This window comes from Sphingomonas sp. CV7422 (assembly GCF_027945725.1).
In the GTDB taxonomy this organism is placed as follows: domain Bacteria; phylum Pseudomonadota; class Alphaproteobacteria; order Sphingomonadales; family Sphingomonadaceae; genus Sphingomonas; species Sphingomonas kyungheensis.
Map to the genome: position 1 here is coordinate 3,102,761 of NZ_CP115900.1, position 13,121 is coordinate 3,115,881.

Here is a 13,121-nt window from a genome sequence, read left to right on the forward strand (position 1 = left end):
GCGGGGCGGATCAGCCGCCCGCGGGCGGCGGCTGCGAGATGAAGCCGACCTTGGCGAAGCCGGCCTGCTGCATCGTGTATACGGTGCCGCCGATGCACTTATAGGGGGTGTTGACGTCGCCGCGGATATGCACTTCCGGCAGTTCGAGGTCCGGATTGCCGGCACCGCCCTGACGGTCGATCTCGAGCTTGAGCTTGTCGACCGCGCGGGTCAGCAGGTCCTTGCTGGTGATCGGCGACGTGCCCCAATAGACCAGGCAGCTGCCGTCCGGCTTGGTCGTCACCGACAGCAGAACGTTTTCGGGCTTGGTCGTCGTCGGATCGAAACGGACCTTGGGCAGGACGATGCCCTTGACCGTCTGGATCGCCACCGGAACGGCGATCAGGAAGATGATCAGAAGCACCAGCATCACGTCCACGAGGGGCGTGGTGTTGATGTCCGACAATGGTTTCTCGGAGGAACCTCCTCCGCCTGTGCTCATCGCCATGTGCGAGCTATCCTATCCATTCCATGTGCCGGCGGCCGTTCGCCGCCGGCTGGTCGCGGGGTCGCCAAAGCGCGACCCCGCAGCCTTATCGTCTTACGGGCGGCTCTGCACGCCACCGGCCTGGCCGGCGGTGGTGGTCGCAGCCGCCGGCTTCACCGGGGCCTTGGCAGCCGGCGCATTGCCGAGCGTCGGCTTGACGGCACCGTTCGAGGCGAGGAAGCCGAGCACGTCGTTCGAGAAGGCCGACAGGTCCTCCGCGATCGACTTGTTGCGGCGCTGCAGCCAGTTGTACGCGAGCACCGCGGGAACCGCGACGACCAGACCGAGCGCGGTCATGATCAGCGCCTCACCGACCGGGCCGGCGACCTTGTCGATCGAAGGATCGCCCGACGCGCCGATCTTGATCAGCGCGCGGTAGATGCCGACCACGGTGCCGAACAGACCGATGAACGGTGCGGTCGCGCCGACCGTCGCGAGGAAGGCGAGACCGCCGCCCAGCTTCGAGTTGATCGCCGCTTCCGAACGGGCGAGCGAACCGTGCAGCCAGTCATGCGCCTCGACCGGATCGGTCAGCTTGGCGTGCTGGTCCTGCGCCTGCAGGCCGTCGTCGACGAGCTGCTTGTACGCCGAGTTCTTCTCGAGCTTGGCGGCGCCCTCGCGCAGGTTGGCCGAGTTCCAGAAGCCCTGACGGACGCGCTTCGCCTGGTTGATGATCTTCTGCTGCTCGAACAGCTTCGAGAACAGGATGTAGAACGAGACGATCGACATGATCACGAGGATCGTGAACACCGACTGCGAGATCAGGCCGCCTTCCTTCAGAGCGGCCTGCAGGCCGAACTGGTTTTCGGCGGCCGCGGTGCCGCCGGCCGCGAGAATGGTGGTGAGCATTATGGTATCCCTCTAATCTATCTGGCTGGCCGCTGGGGCCGATTGGCATGCATTAGAACGTCGGTGCATCAATCCGTCGGCACCTGCCAGCGGATGGAGATGGTATCGCTAGCAGCGATCGGCTGGCCCGATTCATCCTTCGCCGGCGTGTAGCGACCACGACGCTGCGCGACGCTGCACGTTGCGCGATCGAGATCGGAATTGCCGCTCGACGAGGTGACCGTGCAACCCGACACGCGACCATCGGTCCCGATGCTGAGCCGTGCGACGACACGTCCCGAAGCCTGTTCACGAAGCGCGCCCGACGGATAATCGTCGGTGCTGTACCAGCTCGACGGGTTACCCTTCGACTTGGCGGCCTGAGACACGCGCGGCGGAGCCGGCGGCGCAGGCGGTGCCGGCGGAGCGGGCGGCGCAGCGATCGGCGTCAGATTGACGGCCGGCGGCGGCGTCGTGACCGTCTGGATCACCACGGGCGGCGGGTTCGGATTCTGCACGATCGGCGGCGGCGACACCACCGGCGGCGGCGTCATCGGCGTATCGGGCGGCGGGGGCGGCGGCTCGTCCGGCGGCGGGGGAGGCGGCTCCTCCACGTCGAACGTGTTAAGTTTTTCTTGGGCCTTCTTCACGTATTGGTACGCGAGCCCGGTGACGAAGGCGTAGCCCAGCGCCGCATGGATGAGCACGACGATGACGATCGCGACCACCCTGCCACCGGACATCTTCTGGTCAGCATAGGCCATTCAGCAACGACACTCCCTAATCTCACGGTCCTCGCAGCGCCCGGGGGAAGAGCGCGCGTAGGCCCCTGCCCCGGCTTACGCCGCGTGTGACAGTGCGCAAACCCTATCGTCCCGTTTCTCGCCACGCAAACGCTTTGTCGGACGCAACAAACGTACAATCGTTTAGCGACACTTTTATTTCTGTATCGTTCAGGAGCATTCGGCTAGCGAATTCGGCATGGTTATGCGCTTTCGCCCCATTCTGGCCGTCGTTGCCGCCGTCGCCGCCGCGCCGATTTACGCCGCTTTTCCGCCACAAAGCGCGACTGCGATGCCGAATCAGCCCGGCTCTAATAGCGCTATCGGCTATGCCGATCTGACCGATCTGGTGATCGCCGCGCCGGTGATCGCCGATGCGACGATCCGCTCCGCGATCCGCCTGAAAGGTGACGAAGCGGCAGGCGTAGCGCCCGGATTCACACGATATTATGTCGAGGCCGACATTGGCGCGCTGGTCCGCGGCGCCGGCGGACTGCCGCCGCGAATCGGCTATCTCGTGGATATTGCACCTGATTCTTCGGGCCGATTGGCCAAGTTGAAGAAGACGCGGGTAATCCTGTTCGGCCGTCCGGTCGCCAACCGTCCCGATCAGATACAGTTGGTCGCACCCGACGCGCAAATTTCCTGGACGCCCGCGGAGGACGCCCGCGTCCGCGCCGTCGCCCGCGCTCTGGTCGCCACCGATGCGCCGCCGGTGATCACCGGGATCGGCAATGCCTTCCACGTTCCGGGTGCGCTACCAGGCGAGGGCGAGACGCAGGTGTTCCTCACCACCGCCAATGGCGCGCCGGTATCGCTCACCGTGCTGCGCCGCCCCGGCGAGCAGCCGCGCTGGGCGGTCGCCTTGTCGGAGATCGTCGACGAGGCGGCGGCGCCGCCGGCGCGCAACACGCTGCTCTGGTATCGCCTCGCCTGTGCGCTGCCCGCCGATCTGCCCGAGCGCAGCACCGCCTCGCTGGCCGAGGCGGACGCCGGCATCGCGCGCGACGATTATCACTTTATCCTCAGCCAGCTCGGCCCATGCGGCCGGACGCGGACGATCCGCTGACGGATCAGCCCGCGTCGGCCGGGCGGTGCCGCACCAGCGTGATGCCGATCGACTCCCCCGCCTCGGCGATCGCCAGCTTGACGATCTTGACGCGGACCTTGCGCACGCGCCGGTCGCCGAGGAACAGCGTTTCGCAGATATGGTCGGCGACCGCCTCGATCAGCGTGAAATGCTGCCCTTCCGGCAACGCCGTCGTCGCGGCATGCTTGAGGTCGAGATAGTTCTTCGATGCCGACAGCGGCGTGTCGGGGGCGAAATGCGCCGGGCAGACCAGATCGACGGTGAGGTCGATGCGCAGCGGCTGCGGTAGGTGCGTCTCCTCCGAATAGATACCGGTGAGCACCTGAACCTCGAGGTCGTGGACCTCCAGCTGAAGACTGTCTTGCATGGCGCCCGCCTCTAGCAAGCCCTGCGCCCGACTGCCAATCGCATTGCAGCTTGCCTTCCGCGCGGCGCCGCCGCATGCGCCGCGCGCTTCCGCTCTCCGTTGCCGAGGACCCCGTGACCGAGTCCGCGTCCCTTTCGCCTGCCCTGCCCTCGCTCGCCTTCGTTCCGCTCGCCGACGTGCCCGGCGCAGCGATCGAGGCGCTGCTCGATGCCGCCTTCGGCCCGGACCGTCATCGCCGCACCGCGTACAAGGTGCGCGGCGCGGGGCAGCCGATCGCCGCGCTCAGCCTCGCCGCCGTTGCCGGAGACGGGCTGATCGGCTCGATCCAATGCTGGCCGGTGGCGCTGCACGGTGACGACGGCGTCGCCCATCCGCTGGTGATGATCGGGCCGGTCGCGGTCGCGCCGGCGCACCAGCGCGACGGCATCGGCCGGCTGCTGATGACGCACGCGCTCGATGCGGCGGCGGCGGCGGGGCTCGACGACCGGCTGATGCTGATCGGCGATCCCGAATATTACGGCCGCTTCTTCGGCTTCGACGCCAGCCGCACCGCCGACTGGCGCCTGCCCGGCCCGGTCGAACGCCACCGCCTGCTCTCGCGCGGCACGGGCGTGCCGGCGGTGGCGGGGGTGCTCGGGCCGCGATAGCGGCGCAGTAGTAGGGTTCGCGCGGAGGCGCGGAGGCGCGGAGATGCCGCGCATGGGCAGGCGTGGCCCTGTCATCCGCCGACGCCGGAGAGGCGGTGCAGCGTTGCGCCAGAATGCCCCCTCTCCGCGCCTCCGCGTGAACCCTCCTTTTCGACGGAGCTGCACCGGCGCTCGCCCGGTGGGCCGTTCACGCGAAGACGCAAAGGCGCCAAGGGGTCTTGCCTGCGGACGGGCGCCGCGCCCTGATTCGACTCGACATGAAGAGCCGCTACCGCGGCGGACGCACCCTCTTCGCGGCTTCGCGGCGTCGCGCGCCATCGTCCCGGCGACCGCCAGCCTTTACGCACGCCGCCCGAGTCCCTACCTCGCCGCGATGCCGATGGAGGAGCTTCCCGATCTCGCCGGTCTCAGCCTTGCCGAGATCGCGACCCTGGCCGAACAGCGCCGCCTGCCGCCGGTCGAGCAATGGCAGCCCGCGCATTGCGGCGACAGCGAGATGCGCATCGCGCGCGACGGAAGCTGGTATCATCAGGGTGCGCCGATCGGCCGCAGCGCGATGGTCCGCCTGTTCTCGACCATCCTGCGCCGCGAGCCCGACGGCGGCTATGTCCTCGTCACACCCGCCGAGAAGCTCAGCATCGCGGTCGAGGACGCGCCGTTCGTCGCGGTCGAGATGAAGGCGGAGGGCGACGGACGCGACGCGCGGCTCGCCTTCCGGCTCAACACTGGCGATCTCGTCACCGCCGATGCCGCGCACCCGCTGCGCTTCGTCGAGGGCGAGGACGGCCCCCGCCCCTATCTCCACGTCCGCGGCGGTCTTGAGGCGCTGGTCGCGCGGCCGGTCTATTACGAGCTGGCCGAGCGCGCGCTCGCCGGTGACGACGCACAGCCCGGCGTGTGGAGCGCCGGCGCCTTCTTCCCGCTGGCCGCCGCATGACGCTCGCCGAGCGGCTGGCGCGCGCCTGGCAAGCCGGGCGCGGTGGCGACGCGTCGCTGCTCACCGGCGACGACCGCGAACTCGACGCCCGCGCGCCCGGCGATCTCACCCCCGCCGCGGTGCTGATCGCGGTGACCGATCGCGACCGGCCGGGCGTGCTGCTGACCCAGCGCACCGAGACGCTGCGCCATCATGCCGGTCAGATCGCCTTCCCCGGCGGGCGGCTCGACCCCGGCGAGGATGCGGTCGCCGCAGCGCTGCGCGAGGCGGAGGAGGAGATCGCGCTGCCCCGCGCCGCGGTCGCCGTGATCGGTCCGGTCGCCGCCTATCGCACCATCACCGGCTATGCCGTCACGCCGGTGCTCGCCGCCGTGCCCGCCGATCTGCCGCTGGTGCCGAGCGAGGCGGAGGTCGCCAGCGTGTTCGAGGTACCGCTCGACCATCTGCTCGATCCCGCCAACCAGCTCGCGGCGAGCGCACAATGGCGTGGGCAGACGCGGCATTACTATGAGATCCACTGGCAGGACCGACGCATCTGGGGCGCGACCGCCGCGATGATCGTCAATCTGTCGCGGCAGCTCGCATGGTGACGCTGGCGCTCGACGCCATCGCCGCACGCGAGGGCTTCGCCGCTCTGATCGCCGCGCTCGGAGGGCCGGAGCGGACGCGGCTGGTCGGCGGCGTGGTGCGCGATACGTTGCTCGGGCTCGACCCGGCGGACATCGACCTGGCGACCCAGTTGCTGCCAGACGAGGTGCTGGCGCGGCTCGAGGCGGCGGCGATCCGCGCGGTGCCGACCGGCCTTGCCCACGGCACCGTCACCGCGGTGCTGCCGGGCGGACCGATCGAGGTGACGACGCTGCGCCACGACGTCGCCACCGATGGCCGCCACGCCGTCGTCGCCTTCACCGACGTCTGGCAGGACGATGCGGCGCGGCGCGATTTCACGATCAACGCGCTCTATGCCGATCCGGCGACCGGCGCGGTGGTCGATTATTTCGACGGGCTTGCCGATCTCGCCGCCGGGCGGGTCCGGTTCATCGGCGATCCCTATCGCCGCATCGCCGAGGATCACCTGCGCATCCTGCGCTTCTTCCGCTTTCACGCGCGTTTCGGCGACGCCGATCAGACGCGGATCGACGCCGCCGGGCTCGACGCCTGCACCGCCCGCGCCAACGACCTGATGGCGCTGTCGCGCGAGCGGATCGCCGCCGAATTGCTCAAGCTGCTCGTCGCCCGCCATGCGGTGGCGGTGATCGCGCTGATGATCGAGCGCGGCATCTGGCGCGCGGTGTTGCCCGAGATCACCGACGTGCGCGCACTGGCCGACCTCGCCGCGCGCGAGGCGGCGGCGGGTGTCGCGCCCGATCCGATCCGTCGGCTCGCGACGCTGATCCCGCCGGCTGCGGCGGAGGCGGTCGGCGCGCGGCTCAAGCTGTCGAATGCCGATCGCAAGCGGCTGATCGCGGCGACGCAAGGTCCGGGCGACGAGGGCGCGCGCGCGCTCGCCTATCGCGTCGGTTTCGCGAGCGCCGAGGACCGGCTGCTGATCGCCGGCGCCGACGTCGCGCCGCTGCGCGACTGGACGCCGCCGGCCCTGCCGATCGGCGGCGGCGCGCTGGTCGAGCGCGGCCTACGCAAGGGGCCGGAGGTCGCGGCGGTGCTGCGCCAGATCGAGACGTGCTGGATCGCCGAGGGCTTCCCCGACGCCGCGCGCGTCGCTCAGCTCGCCGACGAGGCGGTGCGCGCCGCGACGATCATGCGCAGCGCGTCGGACGCCTCGAGCGGTCGCGCATAAAGATAGCCCTGGCCGAAGGTGCAGCCGAGCGCGGCGAGCGTCTGCGCCAGTTCGTTGCTCTCGACGCCTTCCGCCGTGGTGCGCATGCCGAGCGCCTGCGCGAGGCTGAGCACCGCGCGCACGATCGCGATCTTGTCGCGGTCGGCGAGCATGCCGGAGACGAAGCTGCGGTCGATCTTGAGGATGTCGATCGGCAGCTTCTGGAGATAGGCGAGGTTGGAATAGCCGGTGCCGAAATCGTCCATCGCCAGCGTCGTGCCGAGCGCCTTCAGCCCGTGCATGATGCCGGCGATACGATCGGGATCGGTGACGATCGCGCTTTCGGTCAGTTCGAGCACGAAGCGGTCGCCGCTCAGCGCATGGCGGATCAGCGCCGCCTCGACCACCGGGGTGATGTCGTCGCGCTGGAGCTGGATCGCCGACAGATTGACCGCGACGCGCATCCCGCAATTGCCGCCGCATTCCTCGTCCCACCAGCGCAGCGTCCGCGCCGCCTCGTCCATCGCCCAGCGGCCGAGCGGGACGATCAGCCCCGATTCCTCCGCGACCGGGATGAAGTCGCTCGGCTGATGCTCGACACCCTGCGGATCGCGCCAGCGCGCCAGCGCCTCGAACGAGACGATCGCACCGGTGGCGAGATCGCAGATCGGCTGAAAGGCGAGCCGCAGCTGGCGGTCGTCGATCGCGCGGCGCAGCGCCGTCTCCATCGCGAACCGCTCGCGCGCCAGCGTGAAGGCCTGCGTCTGATAGCTTTCGACCTGCCGCCCGGTCTTGGCGCCCTTGACCGCGAATTGCGCGTTGCGGATCAGCTCCTCGACATCGTCGATCGCATCGTCGCCATAAGCGATGCCGATCGAACATTCGACGCCGATCTCATAGTCGCTCAGCCGGAACGGCGCCGCCAGCGCGCGGCGGATGCGCTCGGCGAGGCGGTTGGCCTCGTCCCGGTCGTTGTCGACCGCCATCAGGATGCCGAATTCGTCGCCGCCGATCCGGGCGAGCGAATCGCAGGCGCGCAGCGCGCCCTTGATCCGCCGCGCGACGGTGATCAGCAATTCGTCGCCGGCGAGCCCGCCGAGACAGGCGTTGAGCTGGCCGAAGCGATCGAGGTCGATGACCAGCACCGCATGGCCGCTGCGCTCCGCCTGCACCGCCTCGATCATGTCGCTGAAGCCTTCCCGGTTGGGCAGGCCGGTCAGGCTGTCGGTGGTCATCTCGCGGCGCAGCGAGCGTTCGGTATGGACCTGCGCGGTCAGGTCGATGAAGGCGATCTGACAGCGGTCGCGCAGCGCGGCGGTCGGACGCGCGAGCGTGACGCGATAATAACGCGAATCGATCACCTGCCCGATCGACCAGTCGAAATCGCTGCGCAGGTCGCTCGACCGCAGGAAGGCATCGATGCGGCTGCCGAGCAGCGCGAGCATCGGCGACCGGTCGGCGATCACCCCCAGCCCGGCGAGCCGATAGGCGCGATTGATCGCCAGAAAGGTGAAGCCGCCCCCCTCGCGCCCGACCTGCACCGTCGGGATCGGGATCAGCTCGAGATCGCGCTCGAACAGCTCCGCCGCATCGCGCGGTATGGCTGACAGGTCTGGCGAAGCGGTGGCCATGCCTTCTTTGTAGACGCCGTTCGTTAAAGCCGCCTGAAAGTATACGTTCATCTTGGGTGGAATCGCGGCCGCGCGCACCGGCGAGCGATAAATTACCCCCCGAAGCGGTTGTCCCGCGGGAAGCCGGTCGGCGGCGTGCGCCCCGCTGCGCCGCGCGCGGTGCGCCACAGCGACAGGTCGGTCTCGGTGCGGGTGCGGCCCGAGCCGCCGCCCATCGGCCAGCTCAGTCCCTCGGCGAAGACGAAGGTGGTCGCGTCCGACAGATGGCCTTCGCGGAAGCGTTGCAGCTGCACGCCGGTGCCGCGCGTCATTACCGGCAGCTCGGCGATCGGGAAGACGAGCAATTTGCGGTTGTCGCCGATCGCCGCGACATAATCGGCCTCCGGCGCGACCGGACGGACGACGAGCAGTTTGGCGCCGGGGCGCGGCGTCATCACCGTCTTGCCCTTGCGCGTCTCGGCGATCACCTCGGACACGGCGACGCGGAAGCCGCGGCCGTCGGTGGCGGCGATCAGCAATTGCTCCTGCGCACGCGCGTTGAGGAAGGCGACGATGCCGATCGCGCCGTCGAGGTCGATCATCGCGCGCACCGGCTCACCGAAGCCGCGCCCGCCCGGCAATTTGTCCGCCGCCAGCGTGAAGAAACGCCCGTTCTCCGCGGCGAGGAGCAATTTGTCGGTGGTCTGCGCGTGAAAGGCGAAGGCGGGGCCGTCGCCTTCCTTGAACTTGAGCGTCTCCGCCCCCCCTGCTTCTTTTGGGGACAGGTCACCATGCCCCTTCATCGCGCGGATCCAGCCGCGCTGCGACAGGATCACGGTGATCGGCTCGCGCTCGATCATCGCTTCCAGCGGGATGTCGCGGGTCGGCGCGGCTTCCTCGATCGTCGTGCGGCGCGCGCCGAGCGGCGTCTCCGCGCCATAACGGTCGCGCACCTTCTTCATGTCGCGCTTCATCCGCCGCTTCTGCTTGGCGGGATCGGCGAGCAGCGCCTGCAATTCGGCCTGTTCCTTGTCGAGCTTGTCGCGTTCGCCGCGGATCTCGAACTCCTCGAGCCGGCGCAACGAGCGCAGCCGCATGTTGAGGATCGCCTCCGCCTGCCGGTCGGTGAGGCGGAATTCCGCCATCATCACCGCCTTGGGCTCATCCTCGGTGCGGATGATCTCGATCACCCGGTCGAGGTTGAGATAGGCGATCAGATAGCCGTCGAGCAGCTCGATCCGGTCGGCGATCTTGCCGAGCCGGTGGCGGGTGCGCCGCTCCAGCACGACGAATTGATGCTCGACCCACGCCTTGAGCGCGCCGCCGAGCGACATCACCCGCGGCGTGCGGTCCTTGTCGAGCACGTTGAGGTTGAGGCTGATCCGCGTTTCGAGATCGGAGAAGCGGAACAGCCCGTCCATCAGCACCTGCGCATCGACGGTGCGGCTGCGCGGTTCGAGGACGATGCGGATCTCGGCATCCGATTCGTCGCGCACGTCGGCGAGGATCGGGAATTTCTTGTCGTTGATCAGGCCGGCGATCTGCTCGATCAGCTTGCCCTTCTGCACGCCATAGGGGATTTCGGTGACGACGGCATGCCAGCCGCCGCCCTTCTCGCGCTCGATCTCCCAGCGCGCGCGGACGCGGAACGCGCCACGCCCCGTCGCATAGCTTTCCGCGATCACCGCGGCGGGATCGACGATCAACCCGCCGGTCGGCAGGTCGGGGCCCCTGACGAAGTCGAGCACCGCGGCGTCGGGCGCATCCGGCTTGTCGACCAGCATCATCGCCGCGTCGAGCAGCTCGGCGGCATTGTGCGGCGGGATGCTCGTCGCCATGCCGACCGCGATCCCCGCCGCGCCATTGGCGAGCAGGTTGGGGAACAGGCCCGGGAACAGCTCGGGCTCCTGCTCCTCGCCGTTATAGGTCGGGCGATAGGCGACGGCATCCTCGTCGAGCCCGTCCATCACGTCGATCGCGACCTGCGTCAGCCGCGCCTCGGTATAGCGATAGGCGGCGGCGTTATCGCCGTCGATATTGCCGAAATTGCCCTGACCGTCGACCAGCGGGTAGCGCAGCGAGAAGGTCTGCGCGAGCCGGACCATCGCGTCGTAGACCGACTGGTCGCCGTGCGGATGATATTTGCCGATGACGTCGCCGACGACGCGCGCGCACTTCTTATAGCCCTGATTGGGATCGAGCTTGAGCAGCCGCATCGCCCACAGCAGCCGCCTGTGCACCGGCTTCAGCCCGTCGCGCACGTCGGGCAGCGAGCGCGCGGTGATCGTCGACAGCGCATAGACGAGATAGCGATCGGACAGCGCGGTATCGAACGGCGCGTCGAGGATGCCGATCGGGGGTTCCTGAAAGTCGGTGGCCATATCGGGAACGTTCTACTGGGCGGGGCCGCAAACGGCAACGGGCGCGCCGGGTCGGCGCGATCGGCGTAATCGGCGGTGCCGGCGGCGTAGCGATGGCGTCGGCCTTTCCCCTCGGCTAGCGTCGGATCATGCTGACCTGGCCCGATCTTACCAGCCGCGCGCGCGGGGCGCCCGATGCGACGGTCGCTTATGGCGACGACCCCTTGCAGGTCGCCGACCTGTGGCGGCCGGCGGGGGACGGGCCGCATCCGGTGGTGGTGATGGTGCATGGCGGCTGCTGGCAGACGAGCATCGCCGATCGCCGGTTGATGGACTGGGCGGCGGCGAACCTGCGCGCCGCCGGCATCGCGGTGTGGAACATCGACTATCGCGGCGTCGATCGTGCCGGCGGCGGCTATCCCGGCACCTTCCGCGACGTCGCCGCCGCCGCCGACCGGCTGCGTGACGCGGCCGCCGACTTCGCGCTCGACCTCCGCGGCGGCATCGCCATCGGCCATTCCGCGGGCGGGCATCTCGCCTTGTGGCTCGCCGCGCGCCACCGGCTGAGCCCCGACAGCCCGCTGCACCGCCCGGCCCCGCTCGCGATCGGCACGGTGATCTGCCTCGGCGGCCTGCCCGATCTCGCCGCGGTCGCCGCCAGCCCCGACAATGGCTGCGGCACCGAGGTGATCGCCCGCCTCGTCGACCCGAGCCGGCCCTCGCCTTATGCCGATACCTCGCTGCCGCCGCTGCTGCCGATCGACGCGGTGCAGCATCTGGTCAACGGCCGCGAGGACCGGATCGTCCCCCTCCGGCTCGGCGAGGCCTATGTCGCGCAGGCGCAGGCGGCCGGCGACGACGCCCGGCTCCACACTGTCGCCGACACCGGCCATGTCGAACTGATCACCCCCGGCACCGCCGCCTGGACGCACGCGCGTGCGCTGGTCGTCGCCGCCGTCGAACGAGACCGCTGATGACCCGCGACGATGCCCGTGCCCTCGACCGCAGCGATCCCCTCGCCGCCTTCCGCGACCGGTTCGCCTTGCCCGAGGGGGTGATCTACCTCGACGGCAACTCGCTCGGCGTGCTGCCGCGCGCGGTCACGCCCGCGCTTGCCGATACGGTGACGCGGCAATGGGGCGAGCGGCTGATCCGCAGCTGGAACGAGGGCTGGATCGAGGCGCCGCAGCGGCTCGGCGCCAAGATCGCGCCGCTGATCGGCGCCGCGGCGGACGAGGTGATCGTCGGCGACACCACCTCGACGCATCTGTTCAAGGCGCTCGTCGCCGCGCTCCGCCACGATCCGGCGCGGCGCACCATCGTCAGCGAAGCGGGCAATTTCCCCACCGACCTGCATATCGCCGAGGGCGCGGTCGGCTGCGTCCCGGGCGCGACGCTCAAGGTGGTGGCGCGCGACCGGCTCGCCGCGGCGCTGGGCGAGGACACCGCGGTGCTGCTGCTCACCCACGTCCATTACAAGACCGCCGAGCGCTTCGACCTCGCCGACTGGAGCGCGCGCGCGCATGCCGCCGGTGCGCTGATGCTGTGGGACCTCAGCCACAGCGTCGGCGCGGTGCCGATCGACCTCGCCGCGGCGGGGGCCGATCTCGCGGTCGGCTGCACCTATAAATATCTCAACGGCGGTCCCGGTGCGCCGGCCTTCCTCTACGTCGCGCGCCAGTGGCAGGCGGCGCTCGCCAATCCGGTGAGCGGCTGGATGGGCCATGCCGAGCCCTTCGCCTTCACCGACGGCTATCGCCCGGCGGAGGGCATGCGCCGCTGGCTGGTCGGCACGCCGTCGATCCTCGCGATGGCGAGCCTCGAGGCGGCGCTCGACCTGTGGAGCGACATCGACATGGCGCAGATCGCCGCCAAGAGCGCCGCGCTGTTCGCGATCCTTGCCGAGGCGGGCGCCGCCGCCGGCCTCGCCTGCGTCAGCCCCGCCGATCCGGCGCAGCGCGGCAGCCATATCAGCTTCCGCCACCGTCACGCCTATGCGGTGACGCAGGCGCTGATCGCGCGCGGCGTGATCGGCGACTTCCGCGCCCCCGACGTCCTGCGGCTCGGACTGACGCCGCTCTACCTCAGCCATGAGGACGTCTGGCGCGCCGGCGCACTGCTGCAAGAGGTCATCGCCGACGAGGCGTGGCGCGATCCCGCCTATGCGACGCGCAACGCGGTGACGTGACGCCGCGCC

Annotated in this window: 13 protein-coding genes; 7 read left to right on the plus strand and 6 right to left on the minus strand. The window is 69.7% G+C overall.

What is annotated here, in order from left to right; genetic code table 11:
* Nucleotides 1-10: 10 nt before the first annotated feature.
* The 3 genes from PBN85_RS14675 to PBN85_RS14685 form a co-directional block, all read right to left on the minus strand.
* Nucleotides 11-487 carry an ExbD/TolR family protein gene (locus tag PBN85_RS14675; protein WP_037535820.1) on the minus strand — a complete coding sequence of 159 codons (477 nt, stop codon included), beginning with the start codon at nucleotides 485-487 and terminating at the stop codon, nucleotides 11-13.
* Between the two features lie 93 nt (nucleotides 488-580).
* Nucleotides 581-1,375: a MotA/TolQ/ExbB proton channel family protein gene (locus tag PBN85_RS14680; RefSeq protein WP_037535818.1), complete on the minus strand. Its 795-nt coding sequence runs from the start codon at nucleotides 1,373-1,375 to the stop codon at nucleotides 581-583.
* Nucleotides 1,376-1,443: 68 nt separating this feature from the next.
* Nucleotides 1,444-2,118, minus strand: a complete 675-nt coding sequence (locus PBN85_RS14685; RefSeq protein WP_271299466.1) for an energy transducer TonB — start codon at nucleotides 2,116-2,118, stop codon at nucleotides 1,444-1,446.
* A 310-nt stretch (nucleotides 2,119-2,428) separates the two neighbouring features.
* On the opposite strand from PBN85_RS14685, the gene PBN85_RS14690 reads away from it, so the two are divergent.
* Nucleotides 2,429-3,205 carry a hypothetical protein gene (locus tag PBN85_RS14690; RefSeq protein WP_271299467.1) on the plus strand — a complete coding sequence of 259 codons (777 nt, stop codon included), beginning with the start codon at nucleotides 2,429-2,431 and terminating at the stop codon, nucleotides 3,203-3,205.
* Nucleotides 3,206-3,209: 4 nt separating this feature from the next.
* On the opposite strand, the gene PBN85_RS14695 is transcribed toward PBN85_RS14690, so the two are convergent.
* Nucleotides 3,210-3,593 carry a dihydroneopterin aldolase gene (locus PBN85_RS14695; protein ID WP_271299468.1) on the minus strand — a complete coding sequence of 128 codons (384 nt, stop codon included), beginning with the start codon at nucleotides 3,591-3,593 and terminating at the stop codon, nucleotides 3,210-3,212.
* A 113-nt stretch (nucleotides 3,594-3,706) separates the two neighbouring features.
* Here PBN85_RS14695 and PBN85_RS14700 point away from each other — a divergent pair, with 113 nt between their 5' ends.
* From PBN85_RS14700 to PBN85_RS14715, 4 genes are all read left to right on the plus strand, one after another.
* Nucleotides 3,707-4,240, plus strand: coding sequence for a GNAT family N-acetyltransferase (locus PBN85_RS14700; protein ID WP_235199725.1), 534 nt, complete (start codon nucleotides 3,707-3,709; stop codon nucleotides 4,238-4,240).
* 379 nt (nucleotides 4,241-4,619) lie between these two features.
* On the plus strand, nucleotides 4,620-5,177 hold the full coding sequence (locus PBN85_RS14705; RefSeq protein ID WP_271300907.1) for a DUF1285 domain-containing protein: 558 nt from the start codon (nucleotides 4,620-4,622) through the stop codon (nucleotides 5,175-5,177).
* The gene (locus PBN85_RS14710; RefSeq protein WP_271299469.1) at nucleotides 5,174-5,767 is read left to right on the plus strand and encodes a CoA pyrophosphatase; all 594 of its coding nucleotides are present in this window, start codon (nucleotides 5,174-5,176) and stop codon (nucleotides 5,765-5,767) included. The genes PBN85_RS14705 and PBN85_RS14710 overlap by 4 nt, the downstream gene beginning before the upstream one ends.
* A complete protein-coding gene (locus PBN85_RS14715) occupies nucleotides 5,761-6,975 on the plus strand; it encodes a CCA tRNA nucleotidyltransferase (protein WP_271299470.1) in 1,215 nt (404 codons plus the stop codon). Before PBN85_RS14710 ends, PBN85_RS14715 begins: the two co-directional genes overlap by 7 nt.
* On the opposite strand, the gene PBN85_RS14720 is transcribed toward PBN85_RS14715, so the two are convergent.
* Nucleotides 6,900-8,585 carry a putative bifunctional diguanylate cyclase/phosphodiesterase gene (locus PBN85_RS14720; protein WP_037534107.1) on the minus strand — a complete coding sequence of 562 codons (1,686 nt, stop codon included), beginning with the start codon at nucleotides 8,583-8,585 and terminating at the stop codon, nucleotides 6,900-6,902. The two genes, PBN85_RS14715 and PBN85_RS14720, sit on opposite strands and share 76 nt — an antisense overlap.
* A gap of 92 nt (nucleotides 8,586-8,677) precedes the next feature.
* On the minus strand, nucleotides 8,678-10,945 hold the full coding sequence (gene parC / locus PBN85_RS14725) for a DNA topoisomerase IV subunit A (protein ID WP_271299471.1): 2,268 nt from the start codon (nucleotides 10,943-10,945) through the stop codon (nucleotides 8,678-8,680).
* A 128-nt stretch (nucleotides 10,946-11,073) separates the two neighbouring features.
* Between parC and PBN85_RS14730 the strand changes: the two genes are divergently transcribed.
* Nucleotides 11,074-11,898, plus strand: a complete 825-nt coding sequence (locus PBN85_RS14730) for an alpha/beta hydrolase family protein (protein ID WP_271299472.1) — start codon at nucleotides 11,074-11,076, stop codon at nucleotides 11,896-11,898.
* The gene (gene kynU / locus PBN85_RS14735; protein WP_271299473.1) at nucleotides 11,898-13,112 is read left to right on the plus strand and encodes a kynureninase; all 1,215 of its coding nucleotides are present in this window, start codon (nucleotides 11,898-11,900) and stop codon (nucleotides 13,110-13,112) included. The genes PBN85_RS14730 and kynU overlap by 1 nt, the downstream gene beginning before the upstream one ends.
* The last annotated feature ends 9 nt before the right edge of the window (nucleotides 13,113-13,121 follow it).

Bases quoted from the DNA above. Each gene is read 5' to 3' on its own strand.
- PBN85_RS14675 (WP_037535820.1), bottom strand. From the start codon at position 487: ATGGCGATGAGCACAGGCGGAGGAGGTTCCTCCGAGAAACCATTGTCG.
- PBN85_RS14680 (WP_037535818.1), bottom strand. From the start codon at position 1,375: ATGCTCACCACCATTCTCGCGGCCGGCGGCACCGCGGCCGCCGAAAAC.
- PBN85_RS14685 (WP_271299466.1), bottom strand. From the start codon at position 2,118: ATGGCCTATGCTGACCAGAAGATGTCCGGTGGCAGGGTGGTCGCGATC.
- PBN85_RS14690 (WP_271299467.1), top strand. From the start codon at position 2,429: ATGCCGAATCAGCCCGGCTCTAATAGCGCTATCGGCTATGCCGATCTG.
- PBN85_RS14695 (WP_271299468.1), bottom strand. From the start codon at position 3,593: ATGCAAGACAGTCTTCAGCTGGAGGTCCACGACCTCGAGGTTCAGGTG.
- PBN85_RS14705 (WP_271300907.1), top strand. From the start codon at position 4,620: ATGGAGGAGCTTCCCGATCTCGCCGGTCTCAGCCTTGCCGAGATCGCG.
- PBN85_RS14710 (WP_271299469.1), top strand. From the start codon at position 5,174: ATGACGCTCGCCGAGCGGCTGGCGCGCGCCTGGCAAGCCGGGCGCGGT.
- PBN85_RS14715 (WP_271299470.1), top strand. From the start codon at position 5,761: ATGGTGACGCTGGCGCTCGACGCCATCGCCGCACGCGAGGGCTTCGCC.
- PBN85_RS14720 (WP_037534107.1), bottom strand. From the start codon at position 8,585: ATGGCCACCGCTTCGCCAGACCTGTCAGCCATACCGCGCGATGCGGCG.
- parC (WP_271299471.1), bottom strand. From the start codon at position 10,945: ATGGCCACCGACTTTCAGGAACCCCCGATCGGCATCCTCGACGCGCCG.
- PBN85_RS14730 (WP_271299472.1), top strand. From the start codon at position 11,074: ATGCTGACCTGGCCCGATCTTACCAGCCGCGCGCGCGGGGCGCCCGAT.
- kynU (WP_271299473.1), top strand. From the start codon at position 11,898: ATGACCCGCGACGATGCCCGTGCCCTCGACCGCAGCGATCCCCTCGCC.